This window comes from Micromonospora sp. NPDC048894, assembly GCF_040649765.1.
Lineage (GTDB): Bacteria > Actinomycetota > Actinomycetes > Mycobacteriales > Micromonosporaceae > Micromonospora > Micromonospora antibiotica.
Genome location: NZ_JBEZFY010000020.1, coordinates 1 through 18,442, shown reverse-complemented (window position 1 = coordinate 18,442; position 18,442 = coordinate 1). Strand labels below are relative to the sequence as shown.

The following is an 18,442-nucleotide window of genomic DNA, read 5'->3' as shown; positions in this document are numbered from 1 at the left end:
GTCCCGCCGCACGCGCCCGGACCGCCACCGGCCCCGACATCGCCCATGGGCAGCGGGAACACCCTCGGTGAGGTCGCTCACGGGGCGCGGCCGGCGGGGACGCCGTCGCGGCGGTGGCCGCGCTACCGTCGCCGGCATGCCCACCGACCCGCGTGCCGTGCTCACCCGGCCCGCCCCACCGCCGGACCTGACCGTCCGCTACGGCGACCGGCCGGAGCAGCTCGTCGACCTGCGCCGGCCGGCCGGGGGTGGTCCGGTCCGCCCGCTGGTGGCGGTGCTGCACGGCGGTTTCTGGCGGGCCGGGTACGACCGCACCCACACCGGCCCGCTCGCCGCCGCGCTGGCCGACCTGGGGTGGCCGGTGGCCCAGCTGGAGTACCGGCGCACCGGTCAGCCCGACGGGGGGTGGCCGAACACCCTCGCCGACGTGCGGGCGGGGGTGGCGGCGCTGCCCGGGTTGGCGGCGCGCGCCCTGCCGGGGCAGGTCGCCGAGGGGCCGCCGCTGCTGCTGGGGCACTCGGCGGGCGGGCAGCTCGCGCTGCACGTGGCGGCACACGTCCCGCAGGCCGTGGGCGGGGTGCTGGCGCTGGCACCGGTCGCCGACCTCGTCGAGGCGTACCGGCTGGATCTGGATTCGGGGGCGGTGGCCGCGCTGCTCGGCGGCGGCCCGGCCGAACACCCGCAGCGGTACGCGGTGGCCGACCCCCGCAGCTCGGTGCCGGCACGGACGCGGACGGTGATCGTGCACGGGATGCGGGACCGGCAGGTGCCGATCGCTCTGAGCAGGTCATATGCTGCCACCGCACAAGCCGCCGGAGCCCCGGTCACCCTCGTTGAGCTGCCGGAATGCGAGCACTTCGGGTTGATCGACCCGCTCTCGGCGGCCTGGCCCGAGGTAAGGGCTGCGTTGCAGTCGCTGCTTGAAGATCAAGATCCATTGACGCAAGGCCGCTCACCAGGTAGAACGCCGGAGGGGCGGTGACGCCCGGCAATGCTCCCGGAAGGATTTCGGTGTCGCAGATGAACCGCAGGCGGGCCCTCCAACTGTTGGCCGCGCTCGGTACGACCGGACTGGCCGCCGCCTGCGGCACGGACGACACCGAGACGCCGGTCGTGGGCAAACCGATCAAGATCGGGCTGATCCGGCCGGAGAGCGGCGTCGGCAAAGCCATCGGCGAGGACATCGAGAACGGCTTCCAGCTCTTCCTGGCCATGAACGGGCAGCAGCTCGGCGGGCACCCGGTGACCGTGGTGACCGTCGACGAGGGGGACAACGCCAAGAGCGGCCAGGCCGCCGTCGACTCCCTGCTCGCCCAGAACGTGCTCGCCATGAGCGGCGTGGTCAACTCCACCGTGATGTCCGGCATCCGCGACGCGGTGGAGAAGGCCCGGGTGCCGCTGATCGGGTCCAACGCCTCCCCGCCCAGCCTCCAGAGCGTCGTCTACATCTGGCGGACGTCGTACGTGCTCGACGAGCCGGGCCGCGCGCTCGGGTCGTACCTGCGGCGAACACTTCCCGCCGGCAGCCGGCTCGCCATCGTCACCCCGGAGGGCACCGCCAGCCAGGACGTGATCAACGGGTTCCGGGACGGCTTCGGCACCGACGACCCCCGGATCATCGGCGACCCCATCCTCACCACCGCCAACCCCACCCCGGGCGAGAACGAATTCAGCGCGCAGATCAACGAGGCGCTCAGCCGCCAGCCCGACGGGATCTTCTGCTTCTATTCCGGCACCGCGGGTGAGCAGTTCATCAGGCAACTGCGCCGCAGCCGCTGGTTCGGCGACATCTACGCGCCCGGCTTCCTGACCGAGGGCAACATCCTCACCGACCTGCGCTCGACCCTGGTCAACGCGGACGACAGCCTCAAGGCCGGCACCATCCAGACCTCGCTGAACTACTCGGCCGACCTCAACAACAACGCCAACCGGATCTTCGCCTCGGCATACCGCAAGACCTACAACGTCTCGCCCACCACCTACGCGATGGCCTCGTACGACGCCGCGCAGGTGCTCGACAAGGCGATCCGGCTGGCCGGCGCGGAACCCACCGCGCAGCAGGTCAACCTGGCGCTGGGCAAGATCGGCCAGATCGACAGCCCGCGCGGGCCGTGGCAGTTCAACCAGCCGCGTACCCCGCAGCAGAAGTGGTACCTGCGCAAGGTGCAGTTCGACGGCCGGCTGCTCTCCAACGTCCTGATCAACGAGATCGCCACCCTCGGCTGAGCCGCCCCACAGCCGGCCGCGGCATGGCAGGCGGTGGCGGGCAGGCCAGGCCGTGGCGGGGCAGGCCGTGGCGGGGTCGGCCGTGGCGGGGTCGGCCGTGGCGGGGTCGGCCCTTCGCGGCATGGCACCGGTCAGGGCAGGCCGTGGCGTGGTGGTGGGCGCGGCGGTCAGGGGCGCAGCTCGGCGATGCAGCACTTGACGCTGCCGCCGCCCTTCTTCAGCTCGGCCAACTCCACCGGCACCGGGGTGTACCCGGCCGCCTTGAGCTTCCCGGCCAGCCGGGTCGCCTCGCTGTTGAGCACCACGTTCGCCCCGTCGCTGACCAGGTTCAGGCCGAAGGCCAACGCGTCCTCGTCGTCGGCGAGCACCGCGTCCGGGAAGAGCTGGGTGAGCACCCGCTGGCTGGCCGCCGAGAAGGCCCCCGGGAAGTACGCGACGTTGCCGTCGTCGATCGAGGCGAGCGCCACGTCCAGGTGGTAGAAACGCGGGTCGACCAGGCGCAGCGACACCACCGGCCGGCCCAGCGCCTCCTGCGCCTCGGCGTGCGCCGGCAACTCGGTGCGGAACCCGTGCCCGGCGAGGATCAGCCCGCCGTGCGCCTCCGGCAGATAGGCGAAGTCGCCCTCCCCCTCGTTGGTCTCGCTCGGCGCGATGAAGTGCCAGCCGTGCTCCTGGTAGAACGCCCGGTGCGCGGCGGCCTCGGCGGCCCGCTGCTCGTGCTTGAACTGCGCGCCGTAGACCGTCCCGTCCACCACGAAGGCACCGTTGGCCGCGAAGACCATGTCCGGCAGCCCCGCCTGCGGGGTCAGCACGTGCACCTCGTGCCCGAGCCCGACCAGCGTGTCCCGCAGCCGGTCCCACTGTTTGACCGCCAGTGCCACGTCGACGCCGACGGTGACGTCCATCCACGGGTTGATGGCGTACTCGACCGCGAAGTGCTCCGGGGCACACATCAGATATGTCCGCTTTCGCGGGGCGCGCTGCTGGTTCACGGTCACCAAGGGTAGGTAGCGTAGAACGTTGGTAACAGCCACAACCATTGCTTCCACGAGGCGGAACGTTGCAGATAGACGCGGTCGACCAGCGAATCATTGCGTTGCTCGTGGCGGACGCCCGAACCTCGTACGCGGACATCGGCAACCGGGTGTCACTCTCCGCTCCTGCGGTCAAGCGACGGGTGGACCGGCTGCGGGCCACCGGGGTGATCCGGGGCTTCACCGCCGTGGTGGACCCGGCCGCCGTCGGCTGGACCACGGAGGCGTTCGTCGAGTTGTTCTGCGCCGGCCGGACCACACCCACCCAGCTGGGGGTGGCCGCCCGCCGGCACCCCGAGGTGGTCGGCGCCTACACCGTCTCCGGTGAGGCCGACGCGCTCGTGCACCTGCGGGCCGCCGACATCTCCCACCTGGAGGAGGCACTGGAACGGCTCCGGGCGGAGCCGTTCGTCACCTCCACCCGGAGCACCATCGTGCTGTCCCGACTGGTCGAGTCGCCCGGCGTCGGCCCGTCCACCCCCTGACCGCCCGCGCCGCCCATGCCGGTCGGGCCGGTCGGGCCGGTCGGGCCGTACCCGGCGGCGTAGCCAGCAGCCGGGCAGCAGCGCGGCGGCAGGCCGCCGGCGGCGGCGGCGCGGTTGTCTGGTGGGCGGAGGATCAGAGGTACATGCCGGTGCGGTGTTCGCTGTCGCCCCGGCCCGGCTTGTCACCCTCGCCGAAGAACCGCTTCCCGCCGAACTCACCGTGCAGCCGGTCGTCCAACTCGTCGGCGAGCCCCGTCATCACCTGCACCGCCAGCATCAGGTGGGTAGCCTGGAAGTTGCGCCCGAAGACCGGGATGGACGCCCACACCGTGTCGTCGGCGCAGTACAACCGGCCGATCGGCATCCGGTTGGTCAGCTCGGAGAGTTTCACGTACAGCCGCTCGGTCGGCTCGACCTCGGTCAGCACCGGCGAGAAGACGTCGACCAGCGGCGGGTTGTCCCGCACCCGGACGAAGACCATCGCCGACCCGGCCCGGATGTTGATGTCGCCGTCGGAGTCGATCTGAAGGTGGTCGGAGGTCGACTTCAGCATGGTCGACACCACCGTGCGGACCCGTTCGGGCAGGTCCAGGACCTCCTGCTCACCGTTCTGCGCGCTCGCCGCAGCGGCCAGTGCCTCGTCGAGGTCGGCCTCGACGTCCTGGTCGGGGCCGAACTCGCTGCGTGCGGTGCCGAGCGCCTCGATCGGCAACGACTCACCCTCGGCGTCCTGGCTGAGATAGACCAGGAAGGCCGGGTGCGGTGCGCCGTACACGTCCCGCAGGGTGCGGGAGAGCAGCCCGGCCAGCTTGCTGGCGTCGTCGGCCACCCCGTCCAGGCCGAAGTGTTCGCCGGAGCCCGCCACCACGCCGGGCGGCGACCAGCCGAGCGCGATCATGTCGGCCACCGCCGCACGGTCCAGCCGGAAGCCCTGCGGCAGGGTGGCGTTGCCCACCGCCCGGGCGGAGATCCGGCCCCCCTCGTCGATGCTCACGCTGATCGAATAGACCGCGTCACCCGTGCCGGAGGCGGTCGGGTCCAGGGTGAGTTCGAGCTGCGCCCCGGCGGGCAGCTCACGCAGCCGCGCGGCCAGCGCCCGGGCGAACTCCCGCCACGCCTCGGTGACCTTGGCCCGCAGATCGGCCGTGCTCGGCTCGTCCAGCAGGACCGACTCGTGGTGGTCGTGGTGCGCCGGCGAGGTGCCGGGCTGATCACCGGTCGGCTTCGAGGGGTGGTCCGCCGTCATGATCGCCTCCGTCCGTCAAGGTCACCCTACCCAGGCGGGCCGGAGAACGAATCCACCGCGACCGGCATCGGACACCGTCGCCGACGATCGTGGCGGCGAGAGATCACGACGTGACGGGATCACCGGTGGGGCGGCCGGTCAGCCGGCCGCGACGGTCATTGCCGGGCCGCTCAGGGTGCCGGCGGTGCCTGCCGGCCGACCTCGGACGCCAGCCGGTCGGGGCGCTCGCCGCCCAGCTCCACCGGCCACTGGGCGGCCAGTCCGCTGAGCCGGGCCGCCGCCGCTGCCGGGTCCGCACCGCGCCCGACCGCCACCCCCAGCAGGTACGCGGTGACCGGCGCACCCGGCCGCAGCACCTGGTGGGCGACGTCCCGGGCCAGGTCCAGCACGGTCGGCACCGACACCTCGGCCGGGTCGAGACCCAGCTCGGCGCAGGCCGCCGTCACCCAGTCGTCCAGCACCGTCATCGCGTCCACTCCTCCGCCCGGCGAATGTCGGAGTCAGTGTCGCAGTCGAACCACGGTGGCGGGCCGGCAGCGGACCAGACCAACTCGCGTACGGTCAGCTCACCCAGGAGTTCCCGCATCGACGCCCCGGCGAGGGCTTCGGCTCCCCCGCCGCCGGCCCGCCCGACAACCCGGACGCCCCCGGTCCCGCCGGCCCTTCCGGGCAGCTCGGCGTTGCCGGGCAGCTCGGCGTTGCCGGGCAGCTCGGCGTTCCTGGCAGCCCCGGCGGTCCCGGGCAGCTCCGCGACCCCGGCAGCCCCGACACTCCCGGCGGCCTTGGCGGCCTCGGATCGGCGGGCGGCCACGCGGGCCAGCGCGGCACGTAGCGACGGCACCCGCCACACCCCGCACAACGGTTGCCGCCGGCCCCGGTCGTCGAGGAGACAGACGCCGTCCGGTGCCTGCGGGCCGGACTCGGCGGCGAGCGCGTCGAGTAGCACGCCGACGGCCGGGCGGGTGAGCAGCGGCAGGTCGGCGGCGAACAGGGCGACCACCGTCGTACCCGGGTGGAGCAGGGCCAGTCCGGCCGCCGTCGCGGCCACCGGGCCACCGCCCGCCGGCTCCTCCCGGGTCACCAGCACGTCGACCGGCAGCGACCCGCCCGGCCCGACCAGCACCCGGGGCGTGGCGTCAGCAACGGCGGCGAGCACCCGGTCGCGCATCGACAGCCCGTGCACCGGCACCGCCGGCTTGTCCCGCCCACCCATCCGGCGGGCCGCACCACCGGCCAGCACCACCGCCGCGTACGCCGTCATCCGGTCACGGTAGCGGTTTGGCTCCCACCCGGCCCGGCATCATGATCCGGTCACTGCCCTCATCGGTCGATCCTGTCGCGTTCCACGGTCGCCGGCGCCGGCACCGGGTGCCCCGCCGGACGGGCACCCGGCAGGCCGACGGGGTCACCGGCCGAGCATGCGACCGCGCAGCCAGGGTGGTCACCGTGCGGGAGGCCGGGTGGGCGGGGCAGGATGGCGGGATGGGACGGGCCACTGACCGGCGGAGCGTGCTCCGGATCGACCTCGACGCGGCGGACGACGCCCGGGTGGCGCTGCGCCGGCCCGACACGCTCGCCGTGGAGGAACCGCTGGAGATCCGGGTCGGTCCGGGTGGCCCGGGTCGACGCCGCCCGCTGGCGGTGACCATGCGTACCCCCGGTGACGACCTCGACCTGGCCATCGGTTTCCTGCTGACCGAGGGGCTGATCCGCAGCGACGCCGACGTGCACACCGCCCAGCTCTGCTCCGGGGCGGAGACACCGAACACGTACAACGTGGTCGACGTGGTGCTCTCCCCCGGTGTGCCGGCACCGGAGACGGACCCGACACGCAACTTCTACACCACCAGTTCCTGCGGGGTGTGCGGCAAGGCCAGCATCGACGCGGTGCGTACCCGGTCCCGTTTTCCCGTCGCGGACGACCCGCTCACCGTGCCGGCGAAGCTGCTGGCGGAGCTGCCGGACCGACTGCGCGCCGCGCAGCGTGCCTTCGACCGCACCGGCGGCCTGCACGCGGCGGGCCTGTTCACCCCCGACGGTGAGCTGGTGGTGCTGCGCGAGGACGTCGGCCGGCACAACGCCGTGGACAAGGTGATCGGCTGGGCGGTGCGGCAACGGCGGCTGCCGCTCGCCGGGCACCTGCTGATGGTGTCCGGCCGGGCGAGTTTCGAGCTGACCCAGAAGGCGTGGATGGCCGGGGTACCGCTGCTGGCGGCGGTCTCCGCCCCGAGCACCCTGGCCGCCGACCTGGCCGACGAGGCGGGCCTGACCCTGGTGGGCTTCCTGCGCGGCCGGACGATGAACGTCTACACCGGCGCGCACCGCGTCACATCCTGATCTCTCATGGGGATCCGATCGCTGCCCGTGTCGCGACCGGCGGCCCCACCGGGGTCGGCGTTGCGGTCGGCCCGGCACGGCGTCGGCGGTGCGGTTGGCGCGGCGTCGGCGGTGCGGTCGGCCCGGCACGGGGTTGGTGGGAGTGGGGCGAGGATTGTGGAGATTTCTTGTCGCCAGGGCAGCAACAACTCTCCACAATCGATGGACAGCCGAGCCCCGCTACCGCGATCGAGGCGGCGAGGAACCCGCGCAGCGCCGGCCTGCTGCGCCGACCCGGACCGGCGGGGAGAATCAACGACCCGGCGGGCGGGCCCAGCTCAGGAAGCGGTCGGTCACGTCGATCTGGCGACCGTTGTCGAGCTGCGTCAGATGATCGGTCGCCTCCGTCGACAACCGGGCCAGCAGGGCGAGCAGGCCCGGCCGGTCGCCGTCGTACCTGGCGAGGAGGGCGATTTTCGCCGCCCCGCACGGCCACGGGTTCGCATCGACCCGGCACAACCAGATCGGCCGCAGCGGCGTGTGCCGGCCGGGCAGCGGCCCGGTCACGGTGTCCCCGCCGACCGGGACGCCCGCCCCCGGCCGGGCCGCGCGTCCCGGGGGACCGCCATCCCCCGCCGCGAGACCGTCGCCCCACCTCGCCGGGCCGGGGGAGCCGGGACGGTCCGGGTGGGGGCGCGGTCCGACTGCGGGGCGGGCCGGCGCGCACCCGCCGGCATCAGGAACAGGGTCCGCCGCCGCACCGCGTCGCCGACAGCATTCAGCTGGTACGCATCGATCCACACCCACCCGTCGTACGTGTGCCAGTCGGTCAGCACCCGGATGACGCGGACCGTGATCGGCCGGATGAACTGCACGCTGGCGGTACGCGACAGGTGCAGCACGTCTCCCGACCTGATCTCCGGCGGAGTCACCGTGGCCCCTGGTTCCGGCTGAACGCCCAGCGGTGCGTCGGCACGACGCCGGTCATCCGCCCCGGCCCCCGGTACGGCGGAACGAACGGCCCGATCGGTCCGGGCACGATCGGGCGCGCGGGCGGTCCGGGGTCGGGTACGGGCGTCGGGTCGGGTACGGGCTTCGGGCTCTGCTCGGGTTTCGGCTTCTCCCTGGGCACGGGGTCTCCTCTGCGTCGACGTGGAGGAGGGGCCGTCCCGCCCTCCCACGGGACGGCCCCTCCGGCAGACGCCGTCGCCAGCTCTCGACCACTACCGACAGCGCCGCCCCGAATAGACCTTGCCCAGGGTTGCGGATCGATGACACCGCGTAGCAGTCTGTACCGCAGACATTCGGGACGTTCACTCGGAGGAGCGTGGATGAATCGGGCAGTTCAGAGAGCGATGGCTGCGGTTGGCGAGACCGCCGAAAGCCTCGCCTCTCAGATCGGAGTTGATCCGAAGACGGCAGCCCGGTGGGTGAACCAGGGACGGATTCCCCAAACGCGCCACCGCGCCAAGGTTGCCGAGATCCTGCGTAAGGACATTGAGGAACTTTGGCCGGACATTCTGAAGAAGCTCGAGCCGGCATGGTTCAGACCGTGGGCCGAGATCGAGCGGGAGGCGTCCGGCCTGCGGTGGTTCGAGAATGCCGTCCTGCCAGGCGTACTCCAGACCCCTGATTACGCCCGCGCCATCATCGCCAGCGGCCCGCTCGCCGACGATGCCGAAGATCACGTGGAATCTCGCCTACAACGGCAGGCGGTCGTGCTCAACCGAGCACGGCCGCCCTTGCTCGTGTTCGTGATCGACGAGGCGGCTCTACGCCGGGGAACCCCAGACGTCATGAATGCCCAGTTGGACCACCTGGTAGAGCTTGCCCAGCGACCGAATCTGATGGTCCACGTCCTGCCGCTACGCGCCGGACTTCATCCAGGTCAGGCAGGACCGTTCATCATCGCGAACACACCGGAGGGTGAAGAGGTCGGCTATCTGGACGATCAGGCCGCAGGACGCATCACCAAGGACGTTGCTTCCCTTTGGGAGGTCTGGGATACAGTCAGGTCGGTAGCGTTGCCGCGCGACCAGACCATCGAATTTCTGAGGGCACGATCATGGATGAGCTGACCGGGGCGCGCTGGCGTAAGAGCAGCCGCAGCAGCTCCAATGGTGGAGCTTGTGTCGAGGTCGCCGACAACCTTCCCGGAACGGTCGCGGTCCGCGACTCCAAGGACCCACATGGGTCAGCCCTGACGTTCACACCGACGGCATGGCACATGTTCGTCGCCGGGCTGATTGATCGAGCTTGACCCCTTGGTCCACCGTGGACCGGGCCCACGTCGGCCTACCGCAGGAGCATTCTTTCCCTTCCGAGTCAGGCGATATGACGCGGAACCAGAGCCATCAGCCGGGATAACAGCAGCCTGGCCGATTACCTGCGAGAGGTGGCGGACCAATGGACCTGACTGATGCGCAGTGGCGGAAGTCCACCCGAAGTGGGACCAGCGGCGGGAACTGTGTCGAGGTTGCCGGCAACCTTCCCGGCGCGGTCGCGGTGCGGGACTCCAAGGACCCGGACGGGCCGGCCCTGACGTTCGCCCCGACCTCGTGGCGCACGTTCGTCGCCGGGTTGGCCGATCGCGCCTGACCGAGCTGCCCGACGAAGTGCCTGCCCCGAGGCTTGGGGCAGGCACTTCGCGTCAGGGGACGACCCGGTCTCCCGCCCCCGACCTACCCGACCCGGTCGATGGAGAGCCTGGGCGTCCGTCGCCACGATCGGGCCAGATTCACCGTCTCGCCGCCGTCGTCACCGGTCGACCGTGGCTGCCCGACAACATGCCACCGACAGCCTTATGACTCAGAGGCATGAATATGACTGCTGGGCATACTCATCTCGGCGAACACATACCCCCGACCGGCAGGACGCCGTAGTCCCGGGTGGCGAGAGGGGAAGGCCGAAGCGCCGTGCCGCTCGCAGCACGGCCGAGACAGCACAGCCGAGTTTCAGCACGGCTGAGACAACGCAGCCGAGTCAGCGGGGCCGGCGGGGTCGGCGACGACGGCGGCGCAGCACTCCCGGCTCGGTCACGGCCGGCCATCCGTCCAGGTCGGACGGTGGTACACCGCGCCGGAGCAGGTCGTCGAGGATCTGGGCGAGGGTGTAGTCGGGGCGGAGGCTCAGCGCCCGTTCCAGCGCCACGGCGGCGAGCGCGCCCTGGCCGGCCCGCCAGGCGGCGAAGGCGAGCAGGCAGGCCGGGGCGGGGACCAACTCCTCCTCGGTGCGGCGCAGCACCTCGCTCCAGAAGGCGATGTCCTCCTCGCGCCCGTCGGTGCGTTCCCACGCGTGGTCGCGTACCGGCAGGTGGGTCAGGAGCAGGGTCAGCCAGGCCAGCTCGTCGTCGGTGAGCCGGTCGCCGCGCCGGTGCCGACGTTGGGCCTGCCGTACCGCTGCCACGCCGGCCCTGCGGATGGCCCGTTCGCCGAACTCGTCGGTGGCGGGGGCCGCCTCCAGCAGGCCCAGCAGGCGTCGTTCGGCGCGGTCTCCGGCTCGGCGCAGGGCGACCCGGTCGACGCCCTCGGCGGGGGCCACCTGCGCGGTGAGCGCCGCCCGGTCGGGGAGGGCCACCTGACCGGCGTAGACCGCGGCGGCGGCGACCTGGCTGGCCTCCGGGTCGTACGGGGTGCCGTCGGGTGGGCAGCAGTCCGGCGCCTCGCAGAGGTACGACCAGTAGCGGCGGTCGGTCACCCGCAGCGCGTCGAGCACGGGCAGCCCGATGTCGTCCAGCGCCGACCGAACGGCGTCCACCGCCGGGGTGACCCGTTCGGGCGGGCCGAAACCGATGACCGTGGTGGATTCGGCGTCCTGCCGGCCGATCACGTCGCCGAGATGTCGCGCCGGCAGGGCCGGGTCGGTGCCCGACTCGGGCAGGTCGGCGCGGGCGGCGAAGACGATCCGTCGGCCCCGCATCGCCACCACCACGATGCTGTCGACGGGGTGGAAGCCGATCAGGTAGGGCACGGCGGTGATCAGGTCGGCGGGCGAGCGGACGGTGAGCCGGGGGCGGTCGGTCGCGTTCATGTCCGGCAGCCTGCGGCGGGCGGGAACATCCTCGACAGGCCCTGTGGACGACACGCGGGTTATCCACAGATACGGACGGTAGTCGTGCAGGTCACCGCGATCCGGGAGGCGACGCGGCCCACCGGGGTCGGTCCGAGCGGCTACCTTGCGCTCATGGACCTGGCGTACCTGCGGGCGCACCCGGAGCACCTGCCCACCTTCCTGACCCACCAGCGCATCCGGGAGACCCCGGTGGCCGGCGGGGACAGCTGCGCGGCCTCGCGGTTGACCCTGGACGACGGCCACTCGGTCTTCGCCAAGACCTGGCCGGAGCGGGCCGGTCGACCGGTGCCGGAAGGCTTCTTCGACACCGAGGCCGCCGGGTTGCGCTGGCTGCGCGAGGCCGGCGCGGTGGCCGTACCGGAGGTGGTGGTGGCGCTGCCGGAGCTGCTGGCGCTCGACTGGGTCGACCCCGGCGAGCCGACGCCCGACGCGGCCGAGCGGTTCGGTCGGGAGCTGGCCGGCACGCACCGGGCCGGCGCCGACCGGTTCGGGGCGGCGTGGCCCGGGTTCATCGGCACCCTCGGGCAGGACAACACCCCCGACGACGGGCCGTGGCCGGACTGGTTCGCCCGGCGGCGGCTCCTGCCGTACCTGCGGATGTCGGTCGACGGCGGTGCGCTCGACGGCCCGGACGCCGCGCTGGTGGAGCAGGTGGTGGCGCGGGTCGGCGAGTTCGGCGGCGACGAGCCGCCGGCCCGGCTGCACGGCGACCTGTGGCCGGGCAACCTGCTCTGGGGCGCGGACGACCGGGTGTGGCTGGTCGACCCGGCGGCGCACGGCGGTAACCGGGAGACGGACCTGGCCCAGCTGGCGCTCTTCGGTGGTCCGCCGCACCTCGACCGGATCATGGCCGGCTACCGGGAGGCGTGGCCGCTGGCCGACGGGTGGCGGGAACGGGTGCCGCTGCACCAACTGCACCTGCTGCTCGTGCACACCGCGTTGTTCGGCGGGGCGTACCGCGATGCGGTCGTCGGTGCCGCCCGAGCGGCGCTGCGGGGCGTCGGCCGCGCTACGGTCGACGGGTGACCGCCGCCCCGACGACCGCCGGCGTCCTCGTCGACCGGTACGGCCGGATCGCCCGGGACCTGCGCGTGTCGCTGACCGACAAGTGCAACCTGCGCTGCACCTACTGCATGCCGGCCGAAGGGCTGCCCTGGCTGGCCGGGCCGCAGCTGCTCACCGACGCGGAGATCGTGCGGCTGGTCGGGGTCGCGGTGCAGCGGCTCGGGGTGACCGAGGTGCGGTTCACCGGGGGCGAGCCGCTGATCCGGCCGGGGCTGGTCGGCATCGTCGCCGCCGTGGCCGCGCTCACCCCCCGCCCCCGGATCTCGTTGACCACCAACGGTCTCGGCCTGGACCGGCTCGCCCCGGCGCTGCGCGACGCCGGGCTGGACCGGGTGAACGTGTCGTTGGACACCCTGGACGCGGCCCGGTTCGCCGCGTTGACCCGGCGGGACCGGCTGGCCGACGTGCTCGCCGGGCTGGCCGGGGCCGCCGCCGCCGGGCTCACCCCGGTGAAGATCAACGCGGTGCTGATGCGCGGGGTCAACGACGACGAGGCACCGGCGCTGCTGCGGTTCGCCCTCGACCACGGCTACGAGCTGCGGTTCATCGAGCAGATGCCGCTGGACGCCCAGCACGGCTGGGACCGGGCCACGATGGTCACCGCCGACGAGATCCTGGCGTCGCTGGCCGCCGACTTCGCCCTCACCCCCGACCCGGCGCACCGGGGCGCCGCCCCGGCCGAGACCTGGCTGGTCGGCGGCGGACCGGCCCGGGTCGGGGTGATCGGCACGGTGACCCGGCCGTTCTGCGGCGACTGCGACCGCACCCGGCTCACCGCCGACGGCCAGCTCCGCAACTGCCTGTTCGCCACCGAGGAGTCCGACCTGCGGGGCGCGCTGCGGGCCGGCGCGGACGACGCCGACCTCGCCCGCCGCTGGCAGGCCGCCACGGTGGTCAAGCGGGCCGGGCACGGCATCGACGACCCGACCTTCCTGCAACCCGTCCGGCCCATGTCGGCGATCGGAGGCTGAGGTGGACCTCACCGTCCGGTACTTCGCCGGGGCGCGGGCCGCCGCCGGCCGCAGCGAGGAGACCGCCTCCGCCGGCCGGCCGCTGGACGAACTCCTCGGTGAACTCGCCCACCGGCACGGCCCCCGGCTGGCCGCGGTGCTCCAGGTGGCGAGTTTCCTGGTCGACGGCGTCGCCTGCCATGATCGGCAGACGCCGTTGCCGGCCGGGGCCACGATCGACGTGCTGCCTCCCTTCGCGGGCGGCTGAGGAAGGGCTGCCGTGTTGGCGATTCTGGGGTTCGTGGGCACGCTCGCCCTGGTCACCGGCCTGATCCACTTCTACCTGTGGAAACGGCTGGTCAAGGACACCACCGGACCGGGCCGGTGGCGCCGGGTCGGCACGGTCGTCGCCCTACTCCTGGCGGTGCTCGTCCCGGCAACCATGGCCGGCACCCAGATCGCCGGGGCGTTCTGGCTGGCCTGGCCCGGTTACCTCTGGCTCGCGGTGATGTTCTACCTGCTGATCGTGCTGGTGGTGCTGGAAGTGCCGATGGCGGTGACCCGGCTGGTGCTGCGACGGCGCAGCACCGCCGCCGAGGCCACCACCGCCGCCCCGGAACCGGCGCTGGTCGGTGCGGCCGGCAGCGCCGACCCGCCGGCCGCCGAGGCCGTGGACCGGCCGGACCACGACGAGTCCCGCCGGTTGCTGCTCGCCCGGGGGGCCGCCATCTTCGCCGGGCTCACCGCCGCCGGCATCACCGGGTACGGGGTCCGCACCGCGCTGGGACCGCCACAGCTCGACCGGGTACGCATCCCGCTGGCGAAGCTCCCCCGCAGCATGGACGGGCTGCGCATCGCCACCGTGTCGGACATCCACCTCGGTCCGCTACGCGGTCGGGTGCACACCGAGCGGATCGTCGAGATGATCAACCGGTTGGACGCCGACCTGGTCGCGGTCGTCGGTGACCTGGTCGACGGCTCGGTCGCCGAGCTGGGCGAGGCCGCCGAGCCACTGCGTGACCTGCGTTCCCGCTACGGCAGTTTCTTCGTCACCGGCAACCACGAGTACTACTCCGGGGTCGAGGAATGGGTGGCCGAGGTCGACCGGCTCGGCCTGCGGGTGCTCCAGAACGAGCGACAGGAGATCCAGGCCCGGGGCGGGGTGCTCGACCTGGCCGGGATCAACGACGTCACCGCCGACGGCACCGGCGTCGCCGGCCCTGCCGACTTCACCGCCGCGCTCGGCGGCCGGGACGTCAACCGCCCCGTGGTGCTGCTCGCCCACCAGCCGATCGCCGTGCACGAGGCGGCGAAGTTCGGCGTCGACCTGCAACTGTCCGGGCACACCCACGGCGGTCAACTCGCCCCGTTCAACCTGGCCGTCAAGCTCCAACAGCCGGTGGTCTCCGGGCTCGGTGAAATCGACGGCACCAAGGTCTACGTCACCAACGGGGCCGGTTTCTGGGGTCCCCCGGTCCGGGTCGGCGCACCGCCGCAGGTGACCCTGGTCGAACTGCGCGCCCCGTGACCTGCCCGGATGGACGGAGAGCCCGGCTCATACCGCGTCCGGCCGCGGTAGTCCAGCACCGGATTGCCCTCCTCACGCGTACGCGTGGCGGCAGGCGGGTAGTGGACCGGCCGTGACAGGATGCGGCGTGCCTCCGTTCAGCGCCGCTCCCCCTGGTGGCGTCCCGCCGTTCGTCGCGGACCTGCACATCCACTCGAAGTACTCCCGCGCGTGCAGCCGCGATCTCACCCTGCCCAACCTCGGTTGGTGGGCCCGACGCAAGGGCATCGGGGTGCTCGGCACCGGCGACTTCACCCACCCCGCCTGGTACGACCACCTGCGGGAAACCCTGCAACCGGCCGAGCCTGGCCTGTACCGGCTCGGCCCGGAGGCCGAGGCGGACATCGCCCGGCGGCTGCCACCCCGGCTGGCCGACTCGGCGGAGGCCGACCCGGTCCGGTTCATGCTGAGCGTGGAGATCTCCACCATCTACAAGCGGGACGACCGGACCCGCAAGGTGCACCACCTGATCTACCTGCCCGACCTGGACGCAGTGGCCCGGTTCAACACGGCGCTGGGCCGGATCGGCAACCTCGGCTCGGACGGCCGGCCGATCCTCGGCCTGGACTCCCGGGACCTGCTGGAGATCACCCTCGACGCCAGTGAAGACGGCTACCTGGTGCCGGCGCACATCTGGACACCGTGGTTCTCCGCGCTCGGCTCGAAGTCCGGCTTCGACGCGATCGCCGACTGCTACGCCGACCTGGCCGAGCACGTCTTCGCGGTGGAGACCGGGCTCTCCTCCGACCCGGCGATGAACTGGCGGGTCGGCAGCCTGGACCGTTACCGGCTGGTCTCCAACTCCGACGCGCACTCCCCGCCGGCCCTGGCCCGGGAGGCCACCGTCTTCTCGTCGGCCCGCGACTACTTCGCCATCCGGGACGCGCTGCGGACCGGTGACGGGCTGGCCGGGACGATCGAGTTCTTCCCCGAGGAGGGCAAGTACCACGCCGACGGGCACCGGCTCTGCGGCGTCAACTGGTCGCCGGAGCGGACCAGGGCGGCCGGCGGGCGCTGCCCGGAGTGCGGCAAGCCGTTGACCGTGGGGGTGCTCAGCCGGATCGAGGAGCTGGCCGACCGGCCGGACGGGCACCGCCCCGAGCACGCCCGCGAGGTGACCCACCTGGTGCCGCTGGCCGAGATCCTCGGTGAGATCAACAAGGTGGGGCCCCGGTCCAAGAAGGTCGAAGGCAAGCTCAACGAGCTGGTCGCCGCGCTCGGCCCGGAGTTGGAGATCCTCACCCGTACCCCGGTCGACGAGATCGGCCGGGTCGGCGGGGAGTTGCTCGCCGAGGGCATCGGCCGGTTGCGCCGGGGCGACGTGCGCCGGGTCCCCGGCTACGACGGCGAGTACGGCGTGATCACCCTCTTCGACCCGGCCGAGCTGGGCGGGGCCGGTGGGTCGGGGCAGGAGACGCTCTTCGACGTACCGGTGCCGGCGCAGCGCAGGCCGACGGAGCCGGCGGCGAAACCGAAGGCCAAGCGGCCGGCGGCGGCGAAGGCCGAGCCGAAGCCGAAGCCCGCGCCGACCCCGCCACCGCCACCGATCGCCTCGACCCCCTCGCCGCACGAGCCGTTCGAGCCGATGCTCGCCGGGATGGAGGAGGTCGGTACCGGCCTGCTCGACCGGTTGGACGCAATGCAGCGGGTGGCCGCCTCCGCGCCCGGCGGCCCGCTGCTGATCGTGGCCGGGCCGGGCACCGGCAAGACCCGCACGCTGACCCACCGGATCGCCTACCTCTGCGCCGAGCTGAACGTCTTCCCCGAGCAGTGCCTGGCGATCACCTTCACCCGGCGGGCCGCCGAGGAGCTGCGGCACCGGCTCGACGGGCTGCTCGGCCCGGTCGCCGAGGACGTCACCGTCGGCACCTTCCACTCGCTCGGGCTGGCCATCCTGCGGGAGAACGCCGCCGCGGCCGGCCTGCCGGAGGGGTTCCGGATCGCCGACGACGCCGAGCGGTCGGCCGCCCGGACGGAGGCCGGCGACGACCCGGCCCGCTACACGGCGTTGCTGCGTAAGCAGGACCTGGTCGACCTGGACGAGTTGCTGACCCTGCCGGTCGCACTGCTCAAGGGCGACAAGAAGCTGGTCCGGGAATACCGGGAACGCTGGCGGTGGATCTTCGTCGACGAGTACCAGGACGTCGACCCCGTCCAGTACGACCTGCTGCGCCTGCTCAGCCCCGCCGACGGCAACATCTGCGCGATCGGCGACCCGGACCAGGCTATCTACTCGTTCCGGGGTGCCGACGTCGGCTACTTCCTGCGGTTCTCCGAGGACTTCACCGACGCCCGGCTGGTCCGGCTCAACCGCAACTACCGCTCGTCCGCGCCGATCCTGGCCGCCGCCGTCCAGGCCATCGCGCCGTCGTCGCTGGTCCGGGGCCGCCGGCTCGACCCGGCCCGGCTCGACCCGGAGGCCCCGCTGGTCGGCCGCTACCCGGCGGCGTCCGTCGCCGACGAGGCCGATTTCGTGGTACGCACCGTCGACGACCTGGTCGGCGGCCTCTCCCACCGGTCGTTGGACTCGGGGCGCATCGACGGCCGGTCCACCAGCCTGTCCTTCTCCGACATCGCGGTGCTCTACCGCACCGACGCGCAGGCCGCCCCGATCGTGGACGCGCTGGCCAGGGCCAACATCCCGGTGCAGAAGCGGTCCCACGACCGGCTCCGGGACCGGCCCGGTGTCCTCGCGATCGCCCGGGAACTGCGGCACGCCGACGGTCCCGCCGGTGGGCTGCCCGCCCGGGTCCGGCTCGCCGGCCAGGTGCTCGCCGAACGGTTCGCCGCCCCCACCCTGGACGCCGCCGGCACCGTCCGCCCCGAGGACGTCCGGACCGCCGTCGACCTGCTCACCCCGCTGGCCCGACGCTGCGGCGACGACCTGGAACTCTTCCTCTCCCAGCTCGCCACCGGGGCCGAGGTGGACGCACTGGACCCGCGCGCCGAAGCGGTCACCCTGCTCACCCTGCACGCCGCGAAGGGGCTGGAGTTCCCGGTGGTCTTCCTGGTCGGCGTGGAGGACGGTCTGCTGCCGCTGCGCTGGCCCGGCTCGACACCGGACGACGACGCGATCGCCGAGGAACGTCGGCTGTTCTTCGTCGGGTTGACCCGCGCCCAGGACCGGCTCTACGTCAGCCACGCCGCCCGCCGGGTCCGGCACGGTACCGAACGCGACTGCCGACCGTCGCCGTTCCTGGACGTCGTCGACCCGGGGCTGTTCGAACGGTTCGGCGAGGCCGAGCCACGCCGACCCAAGGACCGGCAGCTCCGCCTGATCTGACTGTCCGTCGACCGACCTACGGGGTCGCCGCAGCGGTATCCGCCCGCGCTGATACCGCTTGATGCGTGACGTTGCTGCCCGCCCGCCCCAGCCGGCCCGACAGGCCGGACGCTCCTATGGCGTGTCAAGTGGGTGGGGTGGGTTTTCGAGGCGTCGGTAGAGGTCTCGGGCGATGTAGCGCTTGAGGCAGCGTTTGATC

Annotated in this window: 18 protein-coding genes and 1 pseudogene; 12 read left to right on the top strand and 7 right to left on the bottom strand. The window is 72.9% G+C overall.

Translation table 11 applies throughout. The features are described 5' to 3' along the window. Positions 1–136 precede the first annotated feature (136 nt). Both AB0C22_RS29265 and AB0C22_RS29260 read left to right on the top strand, forming a co-directional pair. Entirely contained in the window at positions 137–982 is an 846-nt protein-coding gene (locus AB0C22_RS29265; RefSeq protein ID WP_208565112.1) for an alpha/beta hydrolase, read from the top strand. A 29-nt stretch (positions 983–1,011) separates the two neighbouring features. Beyond that, positions 1,012–2,226 (top strand): ABC transporter substrate-binding protein, encoded by a 1,215-nt coding sequence (locus tag AB0C22_RS29260; RefSeq protein WP_219465321.1) that lies wholly within the window; start codon positions 1,012–1,014, stop codon positions 2,224–2,226. 167 nt (positions 2,227–2,393) lie between these two features. Here the strand turns inward: AB0C22_RS29260 and ddaH are convergent, their stop codons facing one another. Further along, positions 2,394–3,227 (bottom strand): dimethylargininase, encoded by an 834-nt coding sequence (gene ddaH, locus AB0C22_RS29255; RefSeq protein ID WP_357538147.1) that lies wholly within the window; start codon positions 3,225–3,227, stop codon positions 2,394–2,396. 59 nt (positions 3,228–3,286) lie between these two features. On the opposite strand from ddaH, the gene AB0C22_RS29250 reads away from it, so the two are divergent. Further along, positions 3,287–3,745 carry an Lrp/AsnC family transcriptional regulator gene (locus AB0C22_RS29250; protein WP_208565114.1) on the top strand — a complete coding sequence of 153 codons (459 nt, stop codon included), beginning with the start codon at positions 3,287–3,289 and terminating at the stop codon, positions 3,743–3,745. A gap of 133 nt (positions 3,746–3,878) precedes the next feature. Here the strand turns inward: AB0C22_RS29250 and AB0C22_RS29245 are convergent, their stop codons facing one another. The 3 genes from AB0C22_RS29245 to AB0C22_RS29235 form a co-directional block, all read right to left on the bottom strand. Further along, entirely contained in the window at positions 3,879–4,991 is a 1,113-nt protein-coding gene (locus AB0C22_RS29245; protein ID WP_219465322.1) for a YbjN domain-containing protein, read from the bottom strand. A gap of 170 nt (positions 4,992–5,161) precedes the next feature. Then, entirely contained in the window at positions 5,162–5,458 is a 297-nt protein-coding gene (locus AB0C22_RS29240; RefSeq protein ID WP_219465323.1) for a DUF6457 domain-containing protein, read from the bottom strand. Next, the gene (locus tag AB0C22_RS29235; RefSeq protein ID WP_357538145.1) at positions 5,455–6,252 is read right to left on the bottom strand and encodes an NTP transferase domain-containing protein; all 798 of its coding nucleotides are present in this window, start codon (positions 6,250–6,252) and stop codon (positions 5,455–5,457) included. The genes AB0C22_RS29240 and AB0C22_RS29235 overlap by 4 nt, the downstream gene beginning before the upstream one ends. A 221-nt stretch (positions 6,253–6,473) precedes the next feature. On the opposite strand from AB0C22_RS29235, the gene fdhD reads away from it, so the two are divergent. Beyond that, positions 6,474–7,328 (top strand): formate dehydrogenase accessory sulfurtransferase FdhD, encoded by an 855-nt coding sequence (gene fdhD / locus AB0C22_RS29230; RefSeq protein WP_219465327.1) that lies wholly within the window; start codon positions 6,474–6,476, stop codon positions 7,326–7,328. Positions 7,329–7,619: 291 nt separating this feature from the next. Here the strand turns inward: fdhD and AB0C22_RS29225 are convergent, their stop codons facing one another. Both AB0C22_RS29225 and AB0C22_RS29220 read right to left on the bottom strand, forming a co-directional pair. Next, positions 7,620–7,874 (bottom strand): flavin reductase, encoded by a 255-nt coding sequence (locus tag AB0C22_RS29225; RefSeq protein ID WP_219465329.1) that lies wholly within the window; start codon positions 7,872–7,874, stop codon positions 7,620–7,622. Positions 7,875–8,044: 170 nt separating this feature from the next. Further along, positions 8,045–8,224: pseudogene (locus tag AB0C22_RS29220) on the bottom strand (hypothetical protein); the annotation flags it as partial. Between the two features lie 414 nt (positions 8,225–8,638). Between AB0C22_RS29220 and AB0C22_RS29215 the strand changes: the two are divergent. The 3 genes from AB0C22_RS29215 to AB0C22_RS29205 all read left to right on the top strand — a co-directional run bounded on the left by AB0C22_RS29215 (position 8,639) and on the right by AB0C22_RS29205 (position 9,905). Then, positions 8,639–9,385 carry a helix-turn-helix transcriptional regulator gene (locus AB0C22_RS29215; protein WP_219465330.1) on the top strand — a complete coding sequence of 249 codons (747 nt, stop codon included), beginning with the start codon at positions 8,639–8,641 and terminating at the stop codon, positions 9,383–9,385. After that, entirely contained in the window at positions 9,373–9,567 is a 195-nt protein-coding gene (locus tag AB0C22_RS29210) for a DUF397 domain-containing protein (protein ID WP_219465332.1), read from the top strand. The genes AB0C22_RS29215 and AB0C22_RS29210 overlap by 13 nt, the downstream gene beginning before the upstream one ends. A gap of 146 nt (positions 9,568–9,713) precedes the next feature. Then, positions 9,714–9,905: a DUF397 domain-containing protein gene (locus AB0C22_RS29205; protein WP_219465334.1), complete on the top strand. Its 192-nt coding sequence runs from the start codon at positions 9,714–9,716 to the stop codon at positions 9,903–9,905. Positions 9,906–10,289: 384 nt separating this feature from the next. Here the strand turns inward: AB0C22_RS29205 and AB0C22_RS29200 are convergent, their stop codons facing one another. Further along, positions 10,290–11,336 carry a DUF4192 domain-containing protein gene (locus AB0C22_RS29200; protein ID WP_357538141.1) on the bottom strand — a complete coding sequence of 349 codons (1,047 nt, stop codon included), beginning with the start codon at positions 11,334–11,336 and terminating at the stop codon, positions 10,290–10,292. 153 nt (positions 11,337–11,489) lie between these two features. On the opposite strand from AB0C22_RS29200, the gene AB0C22_RS29195 reads away from it, so the two are divergent. The 5 genes from AB0C22_RS29195 to AB0C22_RS29175 all read left to right on the top strand — a co-directional run bounded on the left by AB0C22_RS29195 (position 11,490) and on the right by AB0C22_RS29175 (position 18,243). Continuing rightward, entirely contained in the window at positions 11,490–12,404 is a 915-nt protein-coding gene (locus AB0C22_RS29195; RefSeq protein WP_357538139.1) for a fructosamine kinase family protein, read from the top strand. Next, a complete protein-coding gene (gene moaA / locus AB0C22_RS29190; RefSeq protein ID WP_357538137.1) occupies positions 12,401–13,414 on the top strand; it encodes a GTP 3',8-cyclase MoaA in 1,014 nt (337 codons plus the stop codon). Before AB0C22_RS29195 ends, moaA begins: the two co-directional genes overlap by 4 nt. A 1-nt stretch (position 13,415) precedes the next feature. After that, positions 13,416–13,661 (top strand): MoaD/ThiS family protein, encoded by a 246-nt coding sequence (locus AB0C22_RS29185; protein ID WP_088643614.1) that lies wholly within the window; start codon positions 13,416–13,418, stop codon positions 13,659–13,661. Between the two features lie 12 nt (positions 13,662–13,673). Further along, entirely contained in the window at positions 13,674–14,921 is a 1,248-nt protein-coding gene (locus AB0C22_RS29180) for a metallophosphoesterase (protein WP_357538135.1), read from the top strand. A gap of 127 nt (positions 14,922–15,048) precedes the next feature. After that, positions 15,049–18,243, top strand: coding sequence for a UvrD-helicase domain-containing protein (locus tag AB0C22_RS29175; RefSeq protein ID WP_357538133.1), 3,195 nt, complete (start codon positions 15,049–15,051; stop codon positions 18,241–18,243). Positions 18,244–18,442 lie beyond the last annotated feature (199 nt).